The organism is Nocardia sp. NPDC003183 (assembly GCF_053590715.1).
Genome location: NZ_JBSFTG010000004.1, coordinates 423,761 through 450,224, shown reverse-complemented (window position 1 = coordinate 450,224; position 26,464 = coordinate 423,761). Strand labels below are relative to the sequence as shown.

The 26,464-nt window shown below is 68.3% G+C and carries 21 protein-coding genes; 9 read left to right on the top strand and 12 right to left on the bottom strand.

The window, feature by feature from the left end:
* Nucleotides 1-20: 20 nt before the first annotated feature.
* Nucleotides 21-782 (bottom strand): lysophospholipid acyltransferase family protein, encoded by a 762-nt coding sequence (locus ACWDXS_RS17970; RefSeq protein WP_378989458.1) that lies wholly within the window; start codon nt 780-782, stop codon nt 21-23.
* Between the two features lie 205 nt (nt 783-987).
* Here ACWDXS_RS17970 and ACWDXS_RS17965 point away from each other — a divergent pair, with 205 nt between their 5' ends.
* From ACWDXS_RS17965 to ACWDXS_RS17955, 3 genes are all read left to right on the top strand, one after another.
* Complete coding sequence (locus ACWDXS_RS17965; RefSeq protein WP_449966878.1) at nt 988-1,881, top strand: hypothetical protein; 894 nt, start codon at nt 988-990, stop codon at nt 1,879-1,881.
* Nucleotides 1,882-1,982: 101 nt separating this feature from the next.
* Entirely contained in the window at nt 1,983-3,518 is a 1,536-nt protein-coding gene (locus ACWDXS_RS17960) for a Rieske 2Fe-2S domain-containing protein (RefSeq protein ID WP_378989456.1), read from the top strand.
* Nucleotides 3,519-3,649: 131 nt separating this feature from the next.
* Nucleotides 3,650-5,026 carry an FAD-binding oxidoreductase gene (locus ACWDXS_RS17955; protein WP_449966875.1) on the top strand — a complete coding sequence of 459 codons (1,377 nt, stop codon included), beginning with the start codon at nt 3,650-3,652 and terminating at the stop codon, nt 5,024-5,026.
* Between the two features lie 98 nt (nt 5,027-5,124).
* Here ACWDXS_RS17955 and ACWDXS_RS17950 read toward each other — a convergent pair whose 3' ends face one another.
* The 9 genes from ACWDXS_RS17950 to serS form a co-directional block, all read right to left on the bottom strand.
* Nucleotides 5,125-6,174, bottom strand: a complete 1,050-nt coding sequence (locus ACWDXS_RS17950; RefSeq protein WP_449966873.1) for a Gfo/Idh/MocA family protein — start codon at nt 6,172-6,174, stop codon at nt 5,125-5,127.
* 57 nt (nt 6,175-6,231) lie between these two features.
* Nucleotides 6,232-8,148 carry a protein kinase domain-containing protein gene (locus tag ACWDXS_RS17945; RefSeq protein WP_449966870.1) on the bottom strand — a complete coding sequence of 639 codons (1,917 nt, stop codon included), beginning with the start codon at nt 8,146-8,148 and terminating at the stop codon, nt 6,232-6,234.
* The gene (locus ACWDXS_RS17940) at nt 8,145-10,010 is read right to left on the bottom strand and encodes a serine/threonine-protein kinase (RefSeq protein WP_449966867.1); all 1,866 of its coding nucleotides are present in this window, start codon (nt 10,008-10,010) and stop codon (nt 8,145-8,147) included. The genes ACWDXS_RS17945 and ACWDXS_RS17940 overlap by 4 nt, the downstream gene beginning before the upstream one ends.
* A 17-nt stretch (nt 10,011-10,027) precedes the next feature.
* Nucleotides 10,028-11,194 (bottom strand): DUF7373 family lipoprotein, encoded by a 1,167-nt coding sequence (locus ACWDXS_RS17935; protein ID WP_449966864.1) that lies wholly within the window; start codon nt 11,192-11,194, stop codon nt 10,028-10,030.
* Nucleotides 11,195-11,272: 78 nt separating this feature from the next.
* On the bottom strand, nt 11,273-13,135 hold the full coding sequence (locus tag ACWDXS_RS17930; protein WP_449966861.1) for a protein kinase domain-containing protein: 1,863 nt from the start codon (nt 13,133-13,135) through the stop codon (nt 11,273-11,275).
* A gap of 128 nt (nt 13,136-13,263) precedes the next feature.
* A complete protein-coding gene (locus tag ACWDXS_RS17925; RefSeq protein WP_449966858.1) occupies nt 13,264-14,169 on the bottom strand; it encodes a DMT family transporter in 906 nt (301 codons plus the stop codon).
* 101 nt (nt 14,170-14,270) lie between these two features.
* Entirely contained in the window at nt 14,271-15,632 is a 1,362-nt protein-coding gene (locus ACWDXS_RS17920; protein WP_449966855.1) for an MFS transporter, read from the bottom strand.
* A gap of 88 nt (nt 15,633-15,720) precedes the next feature.
* Nucleotides 15,721-17,553, bottom strand: a complete 1,833-nt coding sequence (locus ACWDXS_RS17915) for a putative bifunctional diguanylate cyclase/phosphodiesterase (RefSeq protein WP_378637876.1) — start codon at nt 17,551-17,553, stop codon at nt 15,721-15,723.
* Between the two features lie 77 nt (nt 17,554-17,630).
* A complete protein-coding gene (serS, locus tag ACWDXS_RS17910) occupies nt 17,631-18,887 on the bottom strand; it encodes a serine--tRNA ligase (protein ID WP_449966852.1) in 1,257 nt (418 codons plus the stop codon).
* A gap of 55 nt (nt 18,888-18,942) precedes the next feature.
* Between serS and ACWDXS_RS17905 the strand changes: the two genes are divergently transcribed.
* The 6 genes from ACWDXS_RS17905 to ACWDXS_RS17880 all read left to right on the top strand — a co-directional run bounded on the left by ACWDXS_RS17905 (nt 18,943) and on the right by ACWDXS_RS17880 (nt 24,506).
* A complete protein-coding gene (locus tag ACWDXS_RS17905) occupies nt 18,943-20,625 on the top strand; it encodes an aldehyde dehydrogenase family protein (RefSeq protein WP_379313862.1) in 1,683 nt (560 codons plus the stop codon).
* A gap of 36 nt (nt 20,626-20,661) precedes the next feature.
* On the top strand, nt 20,662-21,729 hold the full coding sequence (locus ACWDXS_RS17900) for a septum formation family protein (protein ID WP_387445995.1): 1,068 nt from the start codon (nt 20,662-20,664) through the stop codon (nt 21,727-21,729).
* 14 nt (nt 21,730-21,743) lie between these two features.
* A complete protein-coding gene (locus ACWDXS_RS17895) occupies nt 21,744-22,082 on the top strand; it encodes a metallopeptidase family protein (protein ID WP_378661368.1) in 339 nt (112 codons plus the stop codon).
* A 109-nt stretch (nt 22,083-22,191) separates the two neighbouring features.
* A complete protein-coding gene (locus ACWDXS_RS17890; protein ID WP_378637867.1) occupies nt 22,192-22,503 on the top strand; it encodes a PE family protein in 312 nt (103 codons plus the stop codon).
* Nucleotides 22,504-22,551: 48 nt separating this feature from the next.
* A complete protein-coding gene (locus tag ACWDXS_RS17885) occupies nt 22,552-23,673 on the top strand; it encodes a PPE family protein (RefSeq protein ID WP_387445996.1) in 1,122 nt (373 codons plus the stop codon).
* Nucleotides 23,670-24,506 carry an ESX secretion-associated protein EspG gene (locus tag ACWDXS_RS17880; RefSeq protein ID WP_379313865.1) on the top strand — a complete coding sequence of 279 codons (837 nt, stop codon included), beginning with the start codon at nt 23,670-23,672 and terminating at the stop codon, nt 24,504-24,506. Before ACWDXS_RS17885 ends, ACWDXS_RS17880 begins: the two co-directional genes overlap by 4 nt.
* 77 nt (nt 24,507-24,583) lie before the next feature.
* On the opposite strand, the gene ACWDXS_RS17875 is transcribed toward ACWDXS_RS17880, so the two are convergent.
* Together ACWDXS_RS17875 and pheA are read right to left on the bottom strand one after the other, a co-directional pair.
* Nucleotides 24,584-25,252 carry a histidine phosphatase family protein gene (locus ACWDXS_RS17875; protein WP_379313866.1) on the bottom strand — a complete coding sequence of 223 codons (669 nt, stop codon included), beginning with the start codon at nt 25,250-25,252 and terminating at the stop codon, nt 24,584-24,586.
* Nucleotides 25,249-26,163 (bottom strand): prephenate dehydratase, encoded by a 915-nt coding sequence (gene pheA, locus ACWDXS_RS17870; protein WP_378989441.1) that lies wholly within the window; start codon nt 26,161-26,163, stop codon nt 25,249-25,251. The genes ACWDXS_RS17875 and pheA overlap by 4 nt, the downstream gene beginning before the upstream one ends.
* Nucleotides 26,164-26,464 lie beyond the last annotated feature (301 nt).

Here is a 26,464-nt window from a genome sequence, read left to right as displayed (position 1 = left end):
GCCCGCCCGAGGCCGAAATGTCAGCCCTCGGTGTCCTGTGTTTTCTCTGCCTTGCGGGCGAAACGTTCGGCCGCTTCGGCTTCGTCGAGGGCGGTGGCCTCTTCGAGGGAAGGGGCACTGCCACCGAGCCGTTTCGGGACCCAGTAGGCGCCGGGCTCGTGCTCGTAGGATTCTTGCAGGTCGGCGAGCATTTCCTGCATGGTGGAGCGCAGCTGTGCGGTGAGGTCGGCGGCGGGTTCGTAGGGCTGGATGGGGGTGCCGACGGCGATCGAGATGGGGGTGTTGGTGCGGCCGAGCCGCTTGGGGAAGCCCTTGGTCCAGACGCGCTGGGCGCCCCAGATGGTGATCGGGATGATCGGCACACCCGCCTCCAGTGCCATGCGGGCCGCGCCGGACTTGAATTCCTTGATCTCGAAGCTGCGGCTGATCGTGGCCTCGGGGTACACGCCGACGAGCTCGCCGTCGCGCAGGTACTGCACCGCCGATTGGTAGGAGTCGGCGCCCGCGGTGCGGTCGACCGGGATGTGCTTGAGGGTGCGCATGATCGGGCCGGAGATGTTGTTGTCGAACACTTCCTGCTTGGCCATGAACCTGATGTAGCGACGGGGGGTGCGCACAGGCAGACCCGCGTAGGTGAAGTCCATGTAACCGGTGTGGTTGACCGCCAGCACGGCGCCGCCGGTGGCGGGGATGTTTTCCGCCCCCTTGACAGTGAACTTCAGACCTTCGAGGAAGAACAGGGTTCGGGCCACGCCGATGATCGAGAAGTAGAGGGGTTCCACAAGTACGCAAGCGTAGTCGTAGATCTCCGCATCGGCAGGGGTGCCATCGGCGCGGGCCGTGACCGTAGAATCGCGGCGTTCGCCCGCGCAGCGAATCCGCTTCGCGCACACCGGTCTACACCCCGGCGAGTCCGCTCGCCCCGACAGTCACTCCCCGCCGTCGTCACAGGCGGGTGCCACGACCTAGGAATCGAGGAACGTCGTAGTGGAACGCGCCCAGCTTGCCCTGACCCGCCCGCACCGCGCCTACGCGCTGGTCACGGGCCTGACCGTCGCCGCGGCCCTGGTCGCCGGGTGCGATTCGGTGTCGGGGATCCCGGGCGATCCGGTCGAGACGACCACTACCGCGTCGACCACGGCCGCCGCGGCGCCGACGACCACGGCGACCCAGGCCATCGCACCCGGCGAACCGGCGCCGAACAGCCCGCTCCCCGCCGACGCACCCCAGGTCGGCGCGGTCGCGGGCCACGCCGACGCCGTCACCGCCGTGCGCCGCTGGGCCGCCGACCTACAGACCGGCACGGTGAAAGAACTCCAGGACAACTGCTGGACCATCCCGCCTGCCACCGTCGCCGAGATGTACGCCGATCCCCAGGCGGTGCTGGCCGCCCTGGCCACGCCGGGCACCGCGACCGCCGATACCGTGACCTGGCGTAACCGAACCGTCACCGTCACCGTCGACCGCGAATCCGTGGCATCCGGATATGCCTGCGGACGGGTGTCCGCGGCGGGCGTCGAGCCCGGTTACGACGACGCCGACGCGCGCCACACCGTGCGCCGCTACCTCGCCCGCGCCACCGGCAAACCACTCAACGCGGCAGATATCGAAGCAGACCATCCGCTGACCTGCAATGCCTCGCCCGCGAGCTGGGATCCCGAGGGCACCGGCAACCCCGTAGCAGCCCCCTTGACAGGCGACTCGGGCAAAGTAGGCAATGTCACCTCCTACACCGGCGAGGAGCTACGATCCGAGCAGGTTCGTGGCGACTACCTGGCAGTTCACGTCCCTGTGACCACCTCACCCGGGGGCACGCGGACGCGCACTTTCACGGTTGTCGCGACCGCTGAGGGCTATTGCATCGGTGACGTAACGATTTAGCCACTACCCTGGTTGGCTGGTACGCCGAAGCAGTCAGGGGGCCCGAGGCGGTAGCTCGCCATTGATCCGGCGAATCAGATCCTGGTAGGAGGAAACAGCTCGTGCAGATCACCAGCGTCGGACACGCCGGCTTCCATATCCGAACCGAGGCCGGCACGATCCTGTGCGATCCCTGGGTGAACCCCGCGTACTTCGCGTCGTGGTTCCCCTTCCCGGACAACTCCCAGCTCGACTGGGAGACCCTCGGCGATGTCGACTACCTGTACGTCTCGCACCTGCACCGCGATCACTTCGACGCCGCCCACCTGGCGAAGTACGTGAACAAGGACGCCACGATCCTGCTGCCCGACTACCCGGTGCTCGACCTGCGCCGTGAGCTCGAGGCGCTGGGTTTCACCAAGTTCTTCGAGACCGAGGACTCGGTCAAGCACACGATCACCGGGCCGAAGGGCTCCGTGGACATCATGATCGTCGCGTTGCGCGCGCCCGCCGACGGCCCGATCGGCGACTCCGGAATTCTCATCTCCGACGGTGAGACCACCTGTTTCAACATGAACGACGCCCGACCGGTGGACATGGACGTCATCCACGACGCGTTCGGCGACATCGACATCCACCTGCTGCAGTACTCGGGCGCGATCTGGTACCCGGCCGTGTACGACATCCCGGCGCGGACCAAGGCCAACTTCGGCAAGCAGAAGCGTCAGCGTGGCATGGATCGCGCGCGCTCCTACATCGAGCAGGTCGGCGCGACCTGGGTGGTGCCCTCGGCGGGTCCGCCGGTGTTCCTCGACGACGAGCTGCGCTACCTCAACGACGATCGCGGCGACGAAGGCAACATCTTCCCCGACCAGATCGTGTTCCTCGATCAGATGAACATTCACGGCAACTCCGGCGGGATCCTGATGATCCCCGGTTCGGTCGCCGATGTGCGCGGTAAGGAGCTCGACCTCGCGCACCCGTTCGACCCGGATCGGATCTACGGCGACAAGGCCGCCTACATCGCGGAGATGGCACAGCGTTTCGCGCCGGTGCTGGCCGCGGAGAAGGCGTCGTGGGAGACCGGCGAGGGTTCGCTGCTCGAGCCGCTGCGTGAGCTCTTCGAACCGATCATGAAGCAGAGCGCGCTGATCAGCGACGGCATCGGCTACCCCGTGGGCCTGGTGATCGGCGAGGAGACCATCGTCCTGGACTTCCCGCACCGCACCGTGCGCGCGCCGCTCGAGGGCGAAGGCCGCTACCGTTACGGCTTCCGCATCGCCCCCGAACTGGTACGCACCGTGCTGCGCGACAACGAGCCGGACTGGGTGAACACGATCTTCCTGTCCACCCGCTTCCAGGCGTGGCGCATCGGCGGCTACAACGAGTTCCTCTACACCTTCTTCAAGTGCCTCACCGACGAGCGCATCGCCTACGCCGACGGCTGGTTCTCCGAGGCACACGACGACTCCGCCGTCACCGAACTCGACGGCTGGGAAGTCCAGCGCCGCTGCCCCCACCTCAAGGCAGACCTCTCCAAATTCGGTGTGGTGGAAGGTAACAACCTCACCTGTAACCTGCACGGCTGGCAATGGGACCTGGAATCGGGGCGCTGCAAGACCTCCAAGGGTCACGAGCTGCGCTCTCGCAAGCTCTGAACCTTGAACCAGGGACGGCGACCGGAGTAATTTGAGTTCGGGGTCCATCGAGACAGTCCGATCCACCCCTCCGTTCCACGATCACGCACTGCGTTTGTTCGGCTCATTCTCGACCCGACCAGGGAGCGACAATGAACGGCACACCTGTATCGACCATCCTCGAAGCGATTCGCGGTGAGGTGATCACCGCGGACTCACCCGGCTACGACCAGGCGCGTTCGGTCTACAACGCGATGATCGACCGCCGGCCCCTCGCGGTCGTCCGCGCGGTAGACGTCGCCGACGTGCGTACCACCGTCGACGCCGCCCGCGAGAGCGGACTCGACCTCGCCATCCGCGCCGGCTCCCACAGCGTGCCCGGTTTCGGCACCGTCGACGACGGCATCGTCTTGGACCTGAGCGCCATGAAGGGCATCCGCGTCGATCCCGAACGGCGGATCGCCCGCGTACAGGGCGGCTGCGACTGGGGCGACTTCGACCACGCCGCGCATTCCTTCGGGCTCGCCACCACCGGCGGCATCATCTCCACCACCGGGGTCACCGGCCTGACTCTCGGCGGCGGGATCGGCTACCTCGCCCGCGCCTACGGTCTGTCCATCGACAACCTCCGGTCCGCCGATGTGGTGCTGGCCGACGGCACCTTCGTGACCGCGAACGCGACCGAGCACCCCGATCTGTACTGGGCGCTGCGCGGCGGCGGCGGCAATTTCGGTGTGGTCACCGAAATGGAGTTCGACCTGCACCCGGTGGACACGATCTACGGCGGACCCATGTTCTTCGAGCTCGACGTCGCCGAAGAGCTGTTGCGGACCTACCGCGACTGGATCGCGGCGGCACCGCGCGCGATGGGCGCCTTCCCCGGCTTCCAGATCGCGCCGCCGCTGCCGTTCATTCCCGAGGAACGGGTCGGCGAACCGTTCGTCCTGCTGGTGTCCTGCTTCAACGGCCCCGATCAGGAGGCCGAAGCCCTGCTCGCGGACCTGCGGGCGGTCGCGACGCCGGTGGCCGAGCACGTCGGCCGGATGCCCTACCCGGCCCTCAACAGCGCATTCGACGGTCTCCTTCCTCCCGGCCTGCAGCACTACTGGAAGGCGGCGTTCCAACCCGAACTCACCGACGGCGCCCTCGCCGCTCATCTCGAGTTCGGCCCGCGAGTGCCCGCGGTGCAGTCCACCATGCACCTCTACCCGATCGACGGCGCCGTGCAGGACGTCGCGGTGGACGACACCGCGTTCGCCTACCGCACCGCGAATTTCGCCCCCGTGATCGCCGGGATGTGGCCCGATGCGATCGACAACGACGCCAACATCAGGTGGGTCCGCGACTACCACTCCGCGCTAGAACCCCACACCGCCGACGGCGGCTACATCAACTTCATGGGCTCCGACGACCAGGGCCGCATCCGCGCCAACTACGGCCCGAACTTCGACCGCCTGGCCGCGGTCAAGAAGACCTACGACCCGGCCAACCTGTTCCACCTCAACCAGAACATCGCGCCGGCGCAATAGTCGGCTGCAGCCGTTCCGCATCATCGGGCTGCGGCTCTGCATGGATGTGCTCGACGGAGCCGTCGGATCACCCCTTCGGCTCGACTCGGTGCCGGTGGTCAAGAAGTGAGATCGGCGGGTTCGGCTACGTGGCGGGCGTATTCGAGAATTCGCAGGGTTTCCACGGCGTCGCGGGGGTCGACCGGGACCGGAGCTCCGTCGAGCAGGGCGGCGGCCATTCCCGCGTAGAAGGCGGGGTAGTCGCCGGGAAGGGTGGGGATCGGGCGTAGATCCTCGCCTGCGCCGAAGGTGCCCCACTTTTCGGGTGGGACTGTGCCCCAGGGTTTTCCGTCGTCCGGGCGGCGGCCTGCGCGCAGTTCGTCTTCCTGGGGGTCGAGGCCGGAGACGGTGTAGCCGTTGGCGGATCCGAGCACACGCAGGCGCGGACCCAGTTGCGGCGCAACGGCACTCATCCACAACTGCGACCGGGTGCCGTTGGCGTGGGTGAGGGCGATGAAGGCGTCGTCGTCGGCTCCGACCTCCGGGCGGCGCCGGTCGAGTTCGGCGTAGACCTCGGTGACCGGGCCGAACAACGTCAGCGCCTGGTCGACCAGGTGGCTGCCCAGATCGAACAGGATCCCCGCACCGTCCTCGGCATCGCCCACTTCACGCCAGCCACCCTTGGGAACCGGCCGCCACCGCTCGAACCTGGACTCGAACCGCCGGACCTCACCCAGTTCACCGGCATCCATCAGCGCGCGCACGGTCAGAAAGTCGTTGTCCCAGCGCCGATTCTGGAAAACGCTCAACGGCAGATCGGCCCGCTCCGCAGCCTCGACCACTTCCTCGGCATCGGCCGCTGTCACCGCGAACGGCTTGTCCACCACCACGGGCAACCCGGCGGCCAGCGCCTGCAACGCCAGCGGCGCGTGCGAGCGATTCGGCGTGGCGATCACCGCGAGATCGACGTCCTCGTCCTCGACGAACATCTCCTGCGCCGACTTCCACACCCGCACTCCCGGATACTCGGCCCGCGCCTGCGCGGCCCGCTCCTGCGATGAGGTCACCACCGCGGCCACTCGCATCCGCGGCTCGGCGGCGATGAGCGGCGCGTGGAACACCGACCCGGCCAGGCCGTATCCGACTACCGCTACTCCGAGCTGGTCCATGGCTGCCCTTTCGTGGTGGTCTGCGGAATCGCAGTATTCACCGTAGCCGGGCTTGTCTCAGCGCTCGGGCAGTTTCCCGACCGCCTGTCGCAGGAGGGACGAGGCAATCGCGCAATAGTCGTCGCGGAATCCCTCGGTTCCGTGTACCGAGACCTCGATGGTCTCCTGCCCGGCATCCGGCATCAGGAAGGCGCGGGAGCAGATGGCCTTCGAACCGCCCTTGCCGAGATACACCTGGACCCCGTCGACCGTGACGAGCTCCAGGTCCTTGCCCGTAGTGCTCGTGCTGGTGCTGACCATCTCCAGGGTGACTCGCACGCGCCCGTCCCACCGGCAGGTGTGCGCGTCGGCGATCGTGGGCTCGGGCGGCAGGACGCCGATCTTCTCGGCGACGGCGGCGCGGTCGAGCAGCGCGCACGGTTCCAGCAGCGCCAGCGAGGAGTCCCTGCCCTCGGCGCGCGGCGCGGTCGTCAGTGACCGGGCGAGGTTGGCCGCGATGTAGTCGAGGCCCGCGCATTCCTTCACCCCGGACGGATTGCTGAGGACGATGACGATGCCGGACTCGTGCTCGGCGCCTGGGCTCGCGATGGCTCGCGTACAGGCTGCCGCGCTCCCGTCGATGATCGGAACCCCTTCTACCACCGTCTTGTTCGGCGTCAGGTATTCGTCCTCCTGCCCCAGGTAGAGGTAGAGGGCGTAGCGGTTGGAACTGGCGCTACACCCCCAGCTCGGGGACGGACTCAGCTCCCATGTGGCCGCGGCCAGTGGGGTCGGCGCGACCGGCACCGAGTCGCCGAGGGCCGAGGTCAGCCAGGGGCAGGCATCGATCTGCCGCAACTGCGCCAGGGTCAGCCCGGTCACCGGTCCCGGCTCGCTTTCTTCGCGTGTCGCGAAGTAACTGATCCCGGCGAGCGCCACGAGCAGTGCCGCCAGTCCACCTGCCAGACCGCCGCGCGCCCTCGGACTCGCCGCACTCCAACGACGACGACCGGATTCCAGTGCACGCCTGCCGTATTCGACGGCCGCACGACCCGATTCGGTGATGACCACCGAAAAAGGCCGTCCAGGTACGGGTTCCGGTGCGGTGATCGCGGGCAGGGCGGCCAGCAGCGCCGAGATCTCGTGTTGCTGGCGCCCGATGTCATCGAGCACGGGGGCGGGCCACGGTGGCGGACCGCTCGGCTGGGCACCGAGATAGTCGAGGATCTGTCCTGGCGTGGGGCGGGCTGCCGGATCCTTGCGCAGGCACGCGGCCAGCATCTCGAACAGTGGCTCCGGCACCCGGCTCAGATCGGGTTCGCGCTGGGCGATGTTGAACAGCGTGTACGGCACCGACGGTGCGGCGAACGGTGCGACGCCGGAGGCGGCGAAAGCGAGGACGGAACCGAGGGAGAACACGTCCGAAGCCGGCGTCAGCTCGTACCCGAGCGACTGCTCCGGCGACAGGAAGTCCGGCGTGCCCGTCGCCGTCGCAGTGGCGGTCCCGGCGGCCGGGGTGATACCGACTTCACCGAGACGGCCACTGTCCCTGGCCAACAGCACCGTGTCGGCCCGGATGCGCTGATGCACGAGGCCTGCGGCATGCACGGTCCGCAGTGCGGAGGCGAGCGCGGCGGCCAGGGCACGAACGGCAGGCACAGGCAGTGGCCCGTGCTCGGCTACGGCGGTGTCGAGGCGCACGCCTGGCACGAATGCTGATGCCACCCACGGTTTTTCCGCGTCGGCGTCGACATCGATCACCGTGGTGTTGGCGGAACCGGAGACACGCATCGCGGCAATCGCGCTGTGCCGCATCCTGATCCGGAAATCCGGCTCGTCGAGAAGTTCCGGTAGCGCCTGTCGCACCACGACCAGCGAGTCATCGGGGCAGGAGGCCAGCACGGACCGGAATCCGGCCGCGGACTCGAGGGTGCCGAGCACTCGGTAGCGGCCGATGGTGGGTGGATCGCTGGGACCGGGCGGATGGATCGTCATGATGGGGGCAACTTCTCGAGTACGGGTCCGAACAAATCGGCGGCGGTCTCGCAGTTACCGTCGGCCTGTGCGGTGTTCGGGTAGTAGGAGGCCCGCAGTTGCTCGGCCTGATCGTCCTTGGTCGGCATCACCATGAAGATGAAGGTGCAGTATGTGGGACCGCTGCCGTCGAGATAGACCGTGCGCTCCCCGATCGCGCGTGTTTGCCGGACCCTTCCACCCGTGACATTGTCCGGCCGGATGTTCTCGCCGATGTCGACCGCGAAGTAGCCGTTGGCGCCGGTAAACCCGCAACCGTGGGGAGTCGATGAGCGCACGAGGTCACCGAGCGACGAACGAATCGCCGCGAGGTCGATCAGCGAGCACGGGTCGAGCGGCAGCAGCGAGCCCTGCGGATAGGTCCGCAGGGGCGGATTGACCGACAGTCGCCGGACCACCGCCGCGAGTGCACGTTCGGACTCCGGGCAGAGGTCGCCCGCGGGCGGAAAGGTGCTCGCACTCATCTTCAGTACCATCGGCAAACCGCTCTGCGTCACCACCATGCGGTCACAGGAGGCGGACTCCTTGTAGCGTCCGAGCACCGGCATCCAATTGATGGTGCTGCCCATCGGCTCTTTGTCATCGCGCACTTCAGCGACATTCTCGCTGGTATCCAGACTGAAAGACATCTTGCGACCGGCCCGATCCCGATACCCGACAGTGCAGCCGCCGAAGCTGTTCGGCACTACTTCACTTGTCGCCGTGCCCAGTTCACCGAGCACCGACGGATCGAGCAAGGCGCAGATGTCGAGGCGGCGGGATTCGTCGTGGGTCAGCGCCAGTGGCGGATCGTCCATCGCCACCGCATTGCCCTCGACGCCGACGCCCCAGAACGCGATGGCCGCAAGCACCAGTGCCGAGACCGCCGCGGCAACGGGAACCGTTCTCGCCCACTTCGGCTTCGGCTGTTCGGGCGCGGTCGACGCTGCGGCAGAGGCGGTTCCGTCAGCCCAGCGACCCGCCTCGGCCTGACAGTCGGCGATGCGCCGGCGAATCCGGACCGGCCAGACGGGTTCGGCGTCGATCCGGCTCGCCGCGTCGAGCAACTGCTCGGGGGTCGGTCGCGCCGACGGGTCCTTTGCGAGGCAGGCATCGACCAACGCCCGGATCGGCTCCGGAATTCCGGTGGTGTCCGGGGAGCTGTAGAGCACGTTGTAGAGAACCTGCGGGGTGGAGGCCGCGTCGAACGGGCTCGCGCCGGTGGCCGCCATCGCGAGGACCGCACCGACGGCGAACACATCGGAAGCCGGTGTGAGTGGGCGGCATTCGGCCTGTTCGGGCGACATATAAGCGGGCGAGCCGATCACGGCACCGGTGGCGGTGAGGTTGACGTCGTCCTCGAGCGCCCTGGCGATGCCGAAGTCGATCACGCGTGGACCGTCGTTGGTGAGCAGGATGTTGCTCGGCTTGAGGTCGCGGTGCACCAAACCGGTGCGGTGGATCTCGAGCAGCGCCATCGCCAGGCCGGTGGCCAGGAGTTTCAGCCCGCTCAGGTTCAGGCGGCCGAACTCGCCGACCATGTCCTGCAAGCCGGGGCCCGCGATGTATTCGGAAGCCAGCCATGGCGTTTCGGATTCCGCGTCGTGGTCGACCACGCCCGCGGTGTAGGCGCCGGTGACCTGCTGTGACGCGAGCACCTCTCGCCGGAACCTGGCACGGAATTCCGGATTGCCGGTGAACTGGCGGTGGATCTGCTTCACCGCGACCAGCCGGCCGTCCTGACCCTGGCCGAGCAGCACCTGTCCCATGCCACCCCGGCCGATCACGGCCAGCAGGCGATAGCGGCCCAGCTGTTCGGGATCCTGCGAACCCAGCGGTTTCATCGCCGCGCCTCCCGTGCTCACCACGACCCGCTCAGGAGCGCGTGCTGCGCGACCGCCTGCTGCCGAATATCGGTTTCCTGATTGCTGTAGAGGCGGACCACGAACTCGTTGTGGCGCACCAGGCAGGAGAACCGCCGGGCGGGAACCGATCTGTTGTCCGGCCGCGCCGCGCGGTAGCAGGAAACACCCGAAAGTCCCGGCGGACCCGCCAGCGGGGTGTAATCGGCAGCCAGCGAATGCCTTTCCTCTATGTCGGCGTAGGTCATCGCGGCTTCGCTGTCACGCGTGCGGTACAGGAACTTGTTGTACGACACCGCGATCGCGTCGATCGCGCTCTGTTCGAACTCACCCAGGTTGACCGACGGATCGTCGCGCAACAGGGCATAGGAACGCGGCCCGTAAACCATGAAATCCCACTTGTCGGGCCAGTAGTCGCCGGTTTTCACCACCCGGGTGAGCAACTTGTCACTGTCGAGCTTCAATTTCGGCACGTCGGCGGCGGGCGTCGGAACGAAGGTGCCGAGCTCGGACAGCTGTGCTCGGTAGGTCCGTGTGAGCAGATCGGTCAACAGTTCGGGACTGGGCTCGATGATCTTGGCGTACAACCTGATCACCAGGTTCTTCCACACCAGCCAGCTCCCGGCCGTCGGCACACCGGGTCGCCAATGTGACAGTGCGGCAGGATATTCCGGGAGAGCCAGGGGCGCGTTCTCGGTGTTCGCGGCGAAATCCGCGGCAGCCATCGCCTGGGCGGCCGCCGTCGCCTGGGCTTCATCGGGTAGGGACAGGATCGCGATCGACAGCAGCTTGTGCTTCGATTCGTTGTCCGACTGGCCGTTGCTCGCGATCGCGCCGTAGCCGGCCAGCACGTCGAACGGTCCGAGTGCGGTTCGCTGCACGCCCGAGAGCAGATTGTCGACGCCGCGTATTCCGACGATCAGCCCGCCGCCGTCACCCTCGGTCAATTCCGGGTCGACGCGGTCGGCGAACAGCAACCGCTCGCCGATGCGCACGGATTCCACCAGCGTTCCGCGCACCGTACTCGGCGCGTCGTCGTAGTCGCCCGCCACCGGTTCGAGGGCATAGTCACCGTGATCGGGTGCGGTGTTGTCACCGCATGCCGCGGTGAGCAGGGTGAGCGACAACAACGCCGCCGGCCAACACAACCGATTACGCACGTACATTCCCCTCCGACCGCAGCGTCAAACGCCGGGCCCCTCCCGAACTCTGCCGTGAAACTATCACCTGCGAGTTCAGCGCCGCTACCGCGCGGGCAACCGCCCCACCGCCTGCTTCACGAGCGGATCGGCGACCGCGCACAGTTGCCCCTCACGCTGGTTCGGGTTGCTGACCGACACTTCGACATCCTCGCGAAAGGTCTCGCCGACCTTGCGGAACTGATACACCCGGCGGCATTCGTTCAATCCCAGCATTACGCTGCCGAGATCCTCGACCAGCACACCGTCGCCGATATCGATCACCTTCTCCTCCATGGAGGTCGCTCGTCGCCGTGGCTGCGACAACGTGATCCGCACGGTGGAGTCACCCGCCCACTCACAGCTGTGCGCGGACTTCGCGCTCGCGGGGCCGAGCGCGGCGAAGGCCGAATTGTCTACCAGTGCACAGGGATCCACCGACGACAGCGACAGCTGCGCGGCGGCGTCGGGACGCAGCTCACCGAGCGAGGCGGTGAGTCTTTCCAGGACGTGGTCGGCGAGGCGGCATTCAGTGCGCGTGAAGGTGTCGACGATGATGCCCCAGCGCGCGGCTTGCCCGCCGCCCTCGATGGCGAACGCGCAGTCGTCGCCGCGGCGGGCAATCGAGTAGCCGTTGACCACCTGCTTGCCGGACGCGAATCCGTCCAGCGCGGCACCGATCTCGACGGCGATGCGCGCGCCACCCGAGTTGCCGTCACATCCCCAACTCGACGTCGCCTGCCAGCGCCAGGACGAGACATCCGGCGAGGCCTTCGCGGCGACCTCGGTGGGCAGGGTCTTTCCGAGTGCCTGCGGCACCCAGGTGCACGCATCGGTGCCACGCAGTTGGTCCAGGCCGGGGAGCGTCGCGGTCGGTATCGCCTGCGGCGTGTCCTGAGGTGTTGTCGCGGAGTCGTTGGCGCGCAAGACAACCGCGGTGAGCGCGCCCGCGATCACCACCGCGGTCGCCGCGACTATTCCCAGCCGAAGTGCGGTCCGGCGCTTCTCGGCAGGCACCGGGGCAGGTGGCGGTGCGATCGGCGTGTACGCCGGAATGATCTGCGTCGCTTCGGGGTCCGAGGTCAGCGCGACCAGTTTTTGTGTCTGGGCGGCGATTTCGGCATGGACAGGCGCGGGCCACGGGTGTGCCTGAACGGGCAGGACCCCCAGGTAGTCCAGGATCTGAGCGGGTGTCGGTCTGGCCCTCGGGTCCTTGCGCAGACAACCCGCGATCAGATCGCGCAGCGGCGCGGGGACATCGTCGAGTTGCGGCTCGCTGTGGACGATGTTGAACAGGGTGTAGGGAGCGGAGGACGCCGCGAACGGTGCCGTTCCCGTCGCGGCCATGCACAGCAGCGAGCCGAGGGAGAAGACATCGCTCGCGGAGGTGATCGGTTCGCTGTTCGCCTGTTCCGGTGACATGTACGCGGGCGAGCCGACCACGGCACCCACTTCGGTGAGCGCGGCGCCGGTACCGACCGCCTGCGCGATGCCGAAGTCGATCACGCGCGGTCCGTCGGCGGCCAGAATCACGTTGGCGGGTTTGAGATCTCGATGCACCAGGCCGGTGCTGTGGATCGAGTGCAGCGCGGAGGCCATGCCGGAAGCCAGGGTGCGCAACGCGGGGACCGGCAGTGGGCCCAGCTCGCGCACCGCTTTGTCCAGCCCCACCCCTGCGATGAAGACCGAAGCGAGCCAAGGTGTTTCGCCGGTGGTCTCGAAATCGACCACCGCCGCCGTGAATGCCCCCGACACCCGGGCGGAGATGGCGACTTCACGCTCGAACCGCGCCCGGAACTCACGATCGTCGAGCAGATGCGAATGAATCTGCTTGATCGCGACGAAGCGCCCGTCGGGGCCCGTCGCCAGGACGACCCGGCCCATTCCGCCCGCACCGAGCACACCGCGCACCCGATAGCGTCCGATCATCGGCGAGTCACTCGTCGACAGCGGCTCGATCAATTCGGTACTCCCCCAACTCGCTCTCCGCCGCACCCGGCGAAACGGCCGAGATCCCAGCCGCAGTTCGCCTGAAACCTAGCATTTCGGCGTCTGGGTCAGCGACTGCTCCGGCTCGCCACCACCACCGCCGCCAGCACGATCGCACAGCTCACGACGGTGGTGAGCGACAGTCTCGCGTCGGCGGCGTCGAGCACCATCGCCGCGACCAGCTGGCCGGCCACCGAGGTGAGGCCGAGCAGCAGGACGCCGATCAGGCCGACCGTCACGGCGGCCAGGGCGATGAACGCGACGCCGATCAAGCCGCCGGTGTAGAGCCAGAGATCGGTGGGGAATTCGGTGGGCAGGCCCGTGGTGGCCAGGGTGTACAGGTCGAGCAGGAGCAGCGCGGTCAGGCCAACGCCGAAGTTGAGCAGGGTGGCGGTGAAGGGGCCGCCGGTGGCGCCGACCCGGCCGTTGACCGCCTGTTGCCAGGCCAGACCGATGCCCGCGAGGGCGGGCAGGACGATGAGCAGGGCTGGGATATCCGGGACGCCGGTGGTGACGGTGGCCGGGGCGGAACTGCCGCCTGCCGAGAGCACGACCCCGGTGATGCCGAGGGCGGCCGCGACGAGGCGCCACGCGGTGATCGGGGTTCGGCCGTTCGGGGCGAGGCCGAGCCGGTCGACCACGAGGCTGCTCAGGAGCTGGCCCGCGACCACCGCGACAGTGAACGCGGTGACGCCGATCGCCGCGATGGTGAGTCCCTGTGCCGCTACGAAGAACGCGCCGCACAATCCGCCGAGCAACTGCCAGGGCGCCAACCTGCCCTCCGATACCGCCACACGCACCTTGGTGACGCCCGCGCGCAGCGCCGGGCTGACAGCGAAGGCGATCAGCAGAGCGATGAGCCCGGTGCCGAAGCTGATGGTGGCCGCCGCGATCCCGTCGGCCAGCCGCGCACCCAGCGCACCGTTGATCCGCCCCTGTACTGCGACTCCCGCCCCGATAGCGAACCCGAACACGAGCCCAGCGGTCTTGCGCCTCCCAGCGAAGCTCGCTCGTCCGGGACCTCGACGGTTGGCGGTCGGCGTCACGTATGGGCGTCCTTGGTGCGAGGTGGGTGCTACCCGAAGTCTCCCCCTTGCTCAGGGGTTGCGTTCTCAGTCCTATCACGCTCGGTGCCGTGACGCGGCGGCAGCCAGGTGGGCGTCAACGCGGCGGCGACCAGCAACACCGATCCGAGCAGCGCGATAGTCGTCGACATCGCGAGCCACTGCGTCGCGGCCGCGACGAACGCGAACACACCCAGCGCGACGATCTCGGAGAGCAGCCCGGACACCGAGGTGACGGTGGCCCTGGCCGGGCCCTCGATCGCGTCCTGAAGCCGTGCACCCGCGATGACCTCGGCGTTGAAGTCGATGCCGTAGGCGATGCCGATGCCGACGAATCCCACCCAGACCAGCGCGGGGCCCGCCGCCACCCCGACCGCCAACGCGCCCGCGATGAACAGGATTCCGGCGACGAACAGCGCGATGGCCAACGTGCGAGCCGACACGACCTCGGTGCGGCCCGCCAGCAGCGAACCGATCAGCGAACCCGCGACGGTGACGCCGACCAGCAGCGCCGACGTACTGGTCGACGCGCCGCCGGACACCGCGAGCAAGCCGAAGTACTCATCGAAGGCGGTGACGCCGTACAGCAGCGCGCCGAGCAGCACGCCTCGACGCACCCGGCGGACGTGAAGTGCTTCGGCGAGACCCGTTTTGAGCATGGCGAGATAGCGCGACGAGGTGGAACCGGGCGAACTCGACTGTGGCGCCACCGCTCCCGGTTTGACGTGCGGGCCCACCGGTCCGGGTGCGGGCTCGTCCTCGAGATCGTCGACAGCGGTGGCGGAGATGGCGACGGGCGCGCTGGGCAGAGCCAGCGCGGTCAGCGTGTGCAGGAGGCCGACACCGACGCTGACCCAGCCCACCAGCGCATAGCCGCCGATGGCGAAGAGCGGGGCGGCGGCGATGATCGCCACGAGCACGGTGCTCTCCTGCGCACCGCGCGTCCACCCCATGATTCGCGGGTAGGCGGACGGTGCACCGCGCGCGACCAGATCGTCGTAGATCAGCGCCTCGAAGGTTCCCGATTCCAGTGCGCTCGCGATACCCCAGACGAGGAAGCCGAGCGCGAAGCCGGCGAACGACGGCACCAGCATCCAGAGGGTGAAACACGCGGCCTGCAACACACAGCTCAGGACGAGCAGGCGACGACGCGGCACCGTGTCGGCCCACGCGCCGGATGGCACCTCGAGCAGGAACGCCGTCACCGACCAGATCGCCAACAGCAGCGAGATCTGCGCGGTACTCAGCCCGTGATCGGCGAAGAGAACGCCGTAGAGGGCATAGATCGGTAGCAGGTCGCGGGTGCCCTTGAACAGGACCGCGCGCACCGTGAGGTCGCCGACGCCGGTCGGCTCACGCCTCAACCAGGCCACCGCGTGCCGGAGCGGGAAAGATCAACAGCCGTAGACGAGCATCCGCATGGGTTCTATCGTTCGCGCCACGACCGGCCGGGTCAAGCGATTATCCGAGCGGGATCCAGCCGTTGGCGGCAAGGGAATCGTCCTCGTCGGTGGCGCTCACCAGCGGACGGCCGTCGTTGAGATCGTTGATGAGCTCCGAGACCGGGTGCGAGTCGCTGTAGTGGTAGCCCTGGGCCAGGGCGAAGCCGAGTTCGGTGAGGACGGCGGCCTGGTATTCGGTTTCCACGCCCTCGGCGATGACCTGCAGGTCGAGCGATTTGCTCAGCGCGGCGATGACGCTGAGCAGCGGAGGGGCGGGGGAATCGGAGCGGATGGCGGCGACGAAGGACTGGTCGACCTTGAGGATGTCGCTGGGGATGGTGGCCAGGCGGCTCAGCGAGGAGTAACCGGTGCCGAAATCGTCGATGGCGATGCGCACGCCACGGTCGCGCAGGGTGTGCAGGTTGGTGATCGCGGTCTGGGATTCGGCGGCGAGTTCGCTCTCGGTCACCTCGAGGACGAGCTGGTCGGCGGGCCAGCCGGTATCGGACAGGATGGTCGCGACCCGCTCGGCGTATTCGGTCTCGGCCAGTTCGAGGCCGGAGACGTTCACGTTGAGGGTGAGGTTCAGCGACGCGAAGCTCTCCTGCAGGCGAGCGGCGTCGGCGCAGGCGCGGCGCAGGACCAGCTCGTCCAGGTCGGAGATGAGGTCGTATTCCTCGGCGACACGGATCAGGCCCTCGGTGGTGACCTCGGGCTGCGCGCTCGACGACCAGCGCAGCAGCGCCTCGACGCCGACCGCCTGGCCGCCGTCCTCGGTGAGGCTGACGATCGGCTGGTAGTGCACGTCGAGCGCACCGCGGTCGATGGCCTCGCGCAGTTCCACCGCTAGTGGGAGCTGACGCGACGATTCCAGCACCGTGCGGTTGCGGCCCGCCTGCTTGGCCCGGTACAGGCCCACGTCGGCACGGCTGACCAGCAGCGAACCGGACTCGCCCGGCTGCCAGGAGGTGACACCGGCCGAGCAGCCCATGGTCACCGCGGCCCGCAGTTGTTCGGTGAGCAGGATCGCGGCCTGCTCGGTGGTCCCGGGCAACAGCAGCGCGAACACGTCGCCGCCGAAGCGGGCCAGCACCTGGCCGGGCGCGAGCAGGTCGAGCCAGGTATCGGCGACCCGCTGCAGGACGGCGTCGCCCGCGCGGTGGCCGAGGTGATCGTTGATCTTCTGGAATCGGTCGAGGTCGACCAGCACCAGGGCCATGCCCTGACCACCGCGACCGGCCGCGTCGATCGCCGGGTTGAGCTGCTTCTCGAAACCGCGCCGGTTGAGCAGGCCGGTGAGCACGTCGATATCGGCTTCCGACGCCATCCTGGTGAGGATGCCGACCACCACGCCGGCGCCGAAGGTGACACCGGCCGGGATCAGCCCGGACCACCACGGCAACCCGCGCGCGGGCAACACCAGCAGGCACAGCACCATCGCGAAACCGATGTGCGCGGCGGCCTGGGTCCAGGCGAAGAACAGCGCCGCGTCGCAGGCGACGAAGACGAAGAACGAGGCCAGGGTGATGGCGCCGACCAGGTTGGGGAAGTCGTACACCGCGATCGCGACGAGCACCGCCGCGGTGGCGAGGTAGGCGTGGTGCAGGCCGTGCGGCATCCGCGGACCCCACGCGAGCAGCGTGAGACCGAGAACCACCGAGATCGCCGCCGCGGTGCCGACCACGGCGCGATTGCCGTCGTCGCCCGGCGCGACGGCAGTGATCATCAGGCCGAGAACACCACCGAGAACGTAGAACGCCCCCGTTGTCCTGGCCATGACCTTTGCCGTCGCCAACGCCGATGCCGCCCGCACCCGGGTTCGGGTATCGCCGCGCGCCCCGATTCCTCGCACGTGCACCAGCCTAGATGTTGATGGGTCAGGGTGTTTGCCACATCCGGCAAATGGGTCGCCAGCAAACACTGAGCATCTTACGGCTTCAGGATATCGGTACCGACGAACGGGACCAGCGCCTCGGGCACCCGCACCGAACCGTCGGCCTGCTGGTGGTTCTCCAGGATCGCCACAATCCAGCGCGTCGTGGCCAAAGTGCCGTTCAACGTGGCCGCGATCTGCGCTTTCCCGTTCTCGTCGCGGTAGCGGACCGAGAGCCTGCGCGCCTGGAAAGTGGTGCAGTTCGAGGTGGAGGTGAGTTCGCGGTAGGTCTGCTGAGTGGGCACCCAGGCCTCGCAGTCGAATTTGCGCGCCGCCGAGCTACCCAGGTCGCCACCCGCCACGTCGATCACCCGGTAGGGCACATCGATGGCGGCCAGCATCTCGCGCTCCCAGGCCAGCAGCCGCTGATGCTCGGCATCGGCCTGCTCAGGGGTGGTGTAGACGAACATCTCGACCTTGTCGAACTGATGCACGCGGATGATGCCGCGGGTGTCCTTGCCGTAGCTACCGGCCTCGCGGCGGAAGCACGACGACCAGCCCGCATAGCGCTTCGGGCCCGCACTCAGATCGAGGATCTCGTCGGAGTGGTAGCCGGCCAGCGGCACCTCCGAGGTCCCCACGAGGTAGAGGTCGTCCTCTTCGAGGTGGTAGACCTCGGCCGAATGCTGACCGAGGAACCCGGTTCCCGCCATGATCTCCGGTCGCACGAGCACCGGCGGGATCATCATGGTGAACCCGTTGGCCACGGCTTTCTGCGCGGCCAGCTGCAGCAGACCCATCTGCAGCAACGCGCCGTAGCCGGTCATGAAGTAGAACCGCGAGCCCGACACCTTGGCGCCACGTTCCATGTCGAACAGGTGCAGCGACTCGCCCAGCTCGAGGTGATCCTTGGGCTCGAAGTCGAAAACTGGTGGGGCGCCGATGGTTTCGAGCACGACATAGTCGTCCTCGCCGCCCGCGGGCGCGCCGTCCTGCACGACATTGGAGATGGCGCGCTGCGCGGCGTCGAGTTCGGCGTCGGCGGCGTTCTCGGCGAGCTCGGCCTCTTTGACCTTGGTGGACATGTCGGTGGCGGCGGCCAGCAGCGCGGGGCGCTCCTCTTTGCTCGCCTTGCCGATCACCTTGCCCATGGCCTTGTGTTCGGCGCGCAAGTTGTCGGCGGTGGCCACGGCGGCCCGGCGCGCGGCGTCGGCTTCGAGCAGGGCGTCGACGAGCGCGGGGTCCTCACCGCGGGTCCGCTGCGAGGCACGGACGGCTTCCGGGTTCTCGCGCAGGAATCGGAGGTCGATCATGAGAAAACAGCCTAGTTGAAGTGCCAATCGGGCAGCACAGGGGCATAGTTGCGGTGTGAGTACCTCTTTCGACACCGCCGTCATCGATACCGCGCTCGCCGATCTCACCCAAGGGGAAAAGACCTGGGCCGCGACCGACCTGCGTCGCCGCCGCGAACTGCTCGACGAACTGCACGCGCTCACCGCCCGCGACGCCGAGGCGTGGGTCGCGGCCGCCCGCACCATCAAGAAACTCGACGCCGACAGCCCGCTGCTCGGGGAGGAGTGGATGTCGGGCCCGATGACGATGCTCGCGGGCGCGCAGGCGCTGAGCGAGTCGATGGCGGCGCTCGAGAAGGGTGCGAGCCCGCTCGACGGTGTCGACCTCACCACCGCCCCCGGCGGCCGGGTGGCGGTGCCCGCGCTGCCGCACGGCGTCTACGACAAGCTGCTGCTGAGTGGATTCAGCGCCGATGTGTGGCTGAAGCCCGGCGTCGATGCCGCGACCGCGCGCCGCAAGGCCGGCCTGGCCCAGCGCGACCCCGCGAAGACCAACGGTGTGGGCGCGGTGCTCGGCGCGGGCAACATCATGTCGATCGCGCCGCTGGACACCCTCTACGAGCTCTACGCCAACAACCGCGTCGTCGCGCTCAAGCTCAACCCGATCACCGATCCGCTGCTGCCGGTGTTCCAGGCGATCTTCGCGCCGTTCATCGAGCTCGGCGTGGTACGCATCCTCACCGGCGGGGCCCCCGAGGGCGGCTACCTGGTGAACCATCCGCTGGTCGCGCACGTGCACATGACCGGCGGCGCGCCGACCCACGACGCGATCGTCTGGGGTCAGGGCGCGGACAAGACCGGCGAGCCCATCCTGGACAAGCCGATCACCAGCGAGCTCGGCGGTGTCGCGCCGTGCATCGTGGTGCCCGGTGAGTGGTCGGCCGCCGATCTGAAGTTCCAGGCCGAGCACGTGGCCACCCAGCGCCTGCACAACGGCGGCTACAACTGTGTCGCCGCGCAGACGGTGGTACTCGCCGCGGACTGGCCGCTCAAGGAGCAGTTCCTCACCGAACTGCGCGCCGCGATCGACAACGCTCCCGCGCGCACCGCCTACTACCCGGGCAGCGACAACCGCGTAGCGGGCGCGCTGGCGAGCTACCCCGACGCCGCCCGCGCCAACGGCCGCCTCCTGGTCGAGAACCTGCCCGCAGGCGACACTCCGCTGCTGCGCACCGAGTACTTCTCGCCGGTGCTCGGCGTGGTCGAGCTCCCCGGCGCCGGGGCCGAATTCCTCGGCAACGCGGTCGACTTCGCCAATGCGGAGCTGATGGGCACGCTCGGCGCCAACATCATCGCCGACCCCGCGACCATCACCGAGCTCGGCGCGAAACTCGACACCGCGATCGAGGACCTGCGCTACGGCACCGTCGCCCTCAACGCCTGGACCGGTCTCGCGTTCCTGACGCCGCGCGCCAGCTGGGGCGCCTACCCCGGCCACACCATCGACGACATCCAGAGCGGCATCGGCGTCGTACACAACGCCTTCCTCCTCGACGATGTGGAACGCACCGTGGTCCGCGGTCCCTTCCGCCCCGCTCCGCGCTCGATTCTGCGCGGTGAATTCGCCCTGACCCCGAAGCCGCCGTGGTTCGTCTCGAACAAGACCGGCACCTCCACCGGACGCAAACTGACCGACTTCTACGGCGACGGCAAACTGCGCCGCATACCGGGCATCTTCGTGTCAGCTCTGCGGGGCTGACCCGGCAGTCCGCCGCGACAAATACACTCGTCGACGATGTCGAAGAAGCAGAGCAACCCAGCCGAGGGACCCGCCGCGCCCAGTCGCGGCGGCGCCCTGCACCTGTCCGCGACGAAACTGCGTTGGGGGCTGCTGATAGGCGCCCTCGGGGCGATCGTCGCGGCCATGGTCACCATGGCCGTGACAGGCTTCGACACCGACAAGGTGGAAGCGCACCAACCCGGCGCCGAACCGGTGGTGCGTGACAAAGAGTTCAGCAGCGCCGCGCAGGGCGACTGCCTGACCTGGTCCAAACCCGACCGCAGCGACCTCGTGAAGGTGGGCTGCGGCGACAAGCACCTGTTCGAGGTGGCGGGTGTCATCGACCTCAGCGCCTATCCGGGGCGTGAGTTCGCCGACGGCACCCGTCACCCCGATTCGCTGCGCATGACCGAGCTGCGCGACGAGCACTGCGTGACCGCTGTCCAGAAATACCTGGGCGGCCGGTTCGACCCGCGCGGCAAGTTCATGGTGAATGTGATGTCGCCGAGCCCGGCCGGTTGGCAGCACGGCGACCGGACTCTGCGCTGCGGTGTCCAGGTCGCGGCCACCGCCACGAGCCCGGCCACCACCGGCACTCTCGCCGAGAGTGATCAGTCCAAGACCCATGCCACCGGCACCTGCCTCGGCATCAATCAGAACCTGCCCACCGACCCGGTCGACTGCGCCCAGCCGCACTCGGTGGAGATCGTCGGCACCGTCGACCTGGCCACCGCCTTCACCGGCGGACCGCCGTCGGAAGCCGATCAGGACAAGTTCGTCGAGGCCGAGTGCAACCGGCTCTCGGGCGACTACCTCGGCAGCCCCGATGCCATCCGCAACAAGACACTCACCCTGTTCTTCGACTATCTGGAGCCCGCCAGCTGGCTCGCGGGCAGCCACAAATTGGACTGCTGGCTCGGAAAAGGCGCCGACCGTGAGGGTTTCGCGCCCATCGTCGGCTCGGCCCGCGGCGAGATCCTGATCGACGGACAGGCCCCGGTGCCCCCGCCCAACACCGGACGTTCCACCCCGGCGCCGCTGCCGGGGGCCGCGCCACTGCCGCCGCAGCCCCAGCCGAGGTGACGTTGTCCGAGCGGATGCCGGAGCGGCGTTTCGAGGAGCTGGTCAGTGATGCCCTCGACCAGATCCCGGCGGAACTGTCCAGTGCCATAGACAATGTTGTGGTGCTGGTAGAGCCCCGAAACGACGAGGAACCGTCGCTGCTCGGGCTGTACCACGGCATCGCTCTCACCGAGCGCGACAGCTACTACGCCGGATCGTTGCCGGATACGATCACGATCTATCGTGAGGCTATTCTCGACATCTGCAACAGCGACGACGAGGTGGTCGAAGAAGTCGCGATCACCGTGATCCATGAAATAGCACACCATTTCGGGATTGACGACGACCGGTTGCATGAGCTGGGATGGGGTTAGCGAAACTGGGTGGGGAATCGATGGAACCGAATGAACCGCTCTCGCGTCCTAGTACTCGTAGGGGGAATTCTCGTGGTTCCCGATAGCCGCCACCAGAAGGAGTCGGGTCATGGTTGGACACGTTCTCGTTGCACCTGAAATCGTCCTCGCCGCATCCGCGGAGCTGGATCTGCTCGCCGAGCGCCTCGCCATCGCGGCCGGGCTCGCCGGGCCGACCACGCACGTGCTGCCTTCCGGCGCCGAAGAGGTGTCGCTGCTCGCGGCGACCCACTTCAACACCGCGGCGGGCAAGCACGACGGTTCGGTCGCCCAGGCGATCCTCGAGCTGCATCACGCGGCCGCGACCCTGCGCTCGCAGCTGACCACTCACATCGGGGAAGACGTGGCTCGCGCGGCGACGATCAACGCCGTCCAGGTGTAGTCGCACCGAGATCCTGTCGACGATCATTTACTCAGGGGAGAAACAAACATGACCGCAGGGATCACCGGGGTGTTCTGGCTGCCTCGTATGGCCGAAGTGAACTCCACCACCCTCAACGCGGGCGCACACGCGATCCCGATCAGCGCCGCCGCCACCTCGTGGGGCACGCTGGCCGCCGCGTGGGGCGACGCCGCCTTCACCATCACGCGCGTGATCGCCGAAGTCGGTGTCGGCCTCCAGGGTGTCAACGGCATCGCCGTGCTCGCCCGTCTTGCGCCGTTCGCGGGCTGGGCCAGCCAGCAGGGCATCGCGTCCGCGGCGATCAGTGCCAAGTGCGCGGCCAACGCCACCGCCTACACCGTCGCCTCGATCGCGATGCCGAGCCTGCCCGAGATCGTCGCCACCAACAGCGCGGTGGCCGCTTCGGCCAACCCGCCCGGTGTCGTCTCCGGCGCCTTCGAGGTCGCCGAAGTCGCGCGCAATGCCATGGACATCCGCGCCGCGCTGGTGATGGAGACCTACGAGGCCGCTACCTCGGCCACCGTCGCCGTCCCCAGCGAGTTCACCATGCCGCCCGCCATCGCCAGCGGTGCGGGTTCCGCCTCGCAGGGCGACTTCGGCGGTGGCGATCCGCTGCAGACCGCGGTCGCCGCGGCGCAGGCCTTCGTCTCCAACCCCGGTGTGGTCAGCGCGGCCACCCAGGCGGCCAACACCGCGGGTGGCGTGCTCACCGGCGGCGTCAGCACGGTCGGCAACATCGGCGCTTCCGCGATCTCGGCGGCCACGGCCACCGTGCCCGCGGGCACCGCCGCCGCGCCTGTCATGGCGGGTGTCGGCGCCGCCGGTGCCGCGGTGGGCGGCATGGCCACCACCTCGGCCGGTCTCGGTGGCGTCAGCGCGGGGTCGCTGAAGCTGCCCGAGGGCTGGGGTGCGCCCGCCTCGAACGCGGCAGCGAGCGCGCCGGTCTCGGAATCGGTCGTCAACCGGGTCGAGAGCGCACCCGTGCGCAACGCCAACAGCGGCACCAACCCGCTGATGGGCAACCGGCAGAAGGGCGAGGAAGACGACGAGCACGATGGCGTCGACTACGTGCGCTCCGACGAATTCACCGACGGCCGCTACGCGGCCGAAGGTGTGATCGGCGCCGACCTCGCCGGAACGGCCAAGTGACGGTTCTCGGCACGGGCAGCGGAGGTTCGCTGCTCGGCGCCGTCGTGCTCTCGCTCGACGACATGCAGTTCCTCCTGGAGAAACTGGAATTCGACGAGATGCCCGTGGTGCTCGACGCCATGGGCCGCTATGACAACGTCACCGCGCACGACGCCGCCATGAACGTGGCACAGACCGCCCTGGCCGAACGCGAGCTGCTGTTCGGCCAGGCGGTGGCACCCGAGCTCGCCGAACGGCTGCGGGTGCTCTACCGGCCGCAGTGGATCATCGCGCTGCGGTGGGTGGTGGCAGGCCAGGTCAACCGATTCTGTCTGGCGCAGGGCGACGACCGCGCGGTCGTCGCCCTGCGCGGGCCGCAGTCCTACGTCATCGACGACGCCGGGCTCGATCTGCCCGGCGCGGTGCTGCAGGCGCTCGGACCGGTCGAAGCGCTCGAGCTGTACGGGATGAACGCCCCCACCGAACAATTGGCGCCGATCTTCGGCGACACCGGCGACGCGGCCGCCACCACGAAACGCCTGGCCGAGGTGGGCAATCCGGCCACCGACGCGCAGGCACTGGCCTCGGCGCTGGTGGAGATCCACTCCTACGCCGAGATCGTCGGCGTGGCCTACGGCGACGGCACCCGCGATGTCCAGGACAACCACATCGCCGTCTTCAACACGCGCGCAGGCAGATTCATCATCACCGCCAGCGTCGCCGACGACGGCGTGAAATGGTCGTCCATCGCCAGCGGCACCAACGCCCGCCTCCGCACCGCGGTAGCCGACCTCATCGAGTCCCTCCCGGTCCGCACCGAATTCCCTACCGCGGCAGCCGCTAACCCGGCGTAAGCCCACCCCGCCCCACCGCAACCGCCCACCAAACGCCCCCACAACTTAGCCGTAAACCGTAGGCGCAGCCGGAGCGTTTAACCCATGGGGTCGTCGGCGGAAGGGTCGGCTTTGATGGTGAACGGCGGGGTGAATCTGCCCCAGCGTAGGCATTCCCAGCCACCGTCCTCGGTGGGGAGCAGTTCGATGGTTTCGGTGTTGTCGAGGTGGTTGTTCGTTGTGAACGGCGGCGCCACCCCGGCCAGCGCCTTGCCGACCAGGCGCATCGCGGCGCCGTGGTTCACCACCACCACGTCGGCGTCGGCGTCGGCGGTCAGGAATTCCTCGCGCAGGCCGTCGAGGACGGGCAGGATGCGGGCCAGCACTTCGTGGCCGGATTCGCCGCCGGGGGCTCGCACGTCGAGTTCGCCGAGGTGCCAGCCGCGATAGATCTGCTGGAAGAGTTCGTGCGCTTCCCGGTCGGAGCGGCCGTGCAGATCGCCCACCTGCACCTCGTACAGGCCGTCGAGAACGTAAGCCGGTGTGCCGGTGGCTTCTTCGATGTGACTCGCGGTCTGCCGGGCGCGTAATGCGTCCGACGACACCAGTACCTGGGGCGCGCGCTCCAGGCCCGCGCCGAACGCTTTCGCTTGCGCCACACCACGTTCGGTCAGCGGCAGGCCGGGCACGGCGGTGTCGAGAATCTTCGCGACATTGCCCTCGGTCTCGCCGTGGCGCACCAGAATCAGTTTCGCGCGGGTAGTCATAGGTCCGCGACCCCCTTTCGCAATTGCGTCAACCATTCTGCGGCCGGTTCGTCCGACGGCGGAGGTGTGCCGACTGCCGCTGTCGCGGGCCATGATCCGAGGAAGCGGACCTGGGTCGTGCGGTGCAGGGCCTTCAGAGTTTCCGCTACCGCCGGGTCGTCGAGGTGTCCGACACAGTCGAGATAGAACCGGTAGGTGCCCATGCCGGTGCGGGTCGGGCGCGATTCGATGCGCGTGAGATCGACCCCACGCGTGGCGAATTCGGCGAACGCGCGCATCAGCGAACCGGGCTCGTTGGGCAGTTCGAGGACGACGGAGGTCCGGTCGGCGCCGGTGGCCGCGGGGGCGATGCCCGGCTGGGTGACCAGCACGAAGCGGGTGATGGCCTGGTCGTGGTCGGCCACCCCCGCGGCCAGGGTCTGCAGGCCGAGTCGTTCGCCTGCCAGCGCGGTCGAGATCGCGGCGTCCGCGGTGCCCGCGGCCACGTCTTCGGCAGCTGCCGCGTTGGACGCCGAGGTGAACGGGCGCGCCTCCGGCATGTTCCGGGCCACCCACTCCCTGACCTGCGCGGCCGCCACGGGATAGGCGGCGAGTGTGCGCACATCGGCCAGCGAGGTGCCCGGGCGCGCCAGGATCGTGAAGGTGACCTCGAGCTCGGTTTCGGCCATGATCTGCAAGCGCGGTCCGATGGCGAGGGAATCCAGGGTCGCCGGGATCGAGCCCTCGACCGAACTCTCGATCGGCACCACCGCGCCGTCGACCTCGCCGGTCCGGATCAGGTCGAGCGCCGCCCCTTGACTGGGCGCGGCAATCCGCTCGACCGGCCCGTCGAAGGCCCCCGAGTTCTCGAACTTCGCCAGAGCCATCTCGGTGAAGGTCCCGGACGGCCCGAAATACGCAATAGACGGCACACTGCAACTTTAGCGGCTGGCGTCGGCGGGGTTTCGGACTCGAAGATCGGGGATATCGTGCACAGCTACCGCGTGGCGGTCGGCTGGGTGGGGTCGGTGAGGGCGCATCGGGGTTTACCGGGTCCGGGTTAGTTGGGGGCTGTGTTTTTGGAGCGCTGGCGCGCTCGAGCGGGGCCCTGGAGGCCCCGATCTTCCCTCCCTACGGGTACTCCTTCGTCGCACCCTTCGGTCAGTCCAGATCGGGGCGGGCCCCTTTGGGTAGAGACATCCACGGGCTACCCGGCCCGGGCGGTCGCGGGCT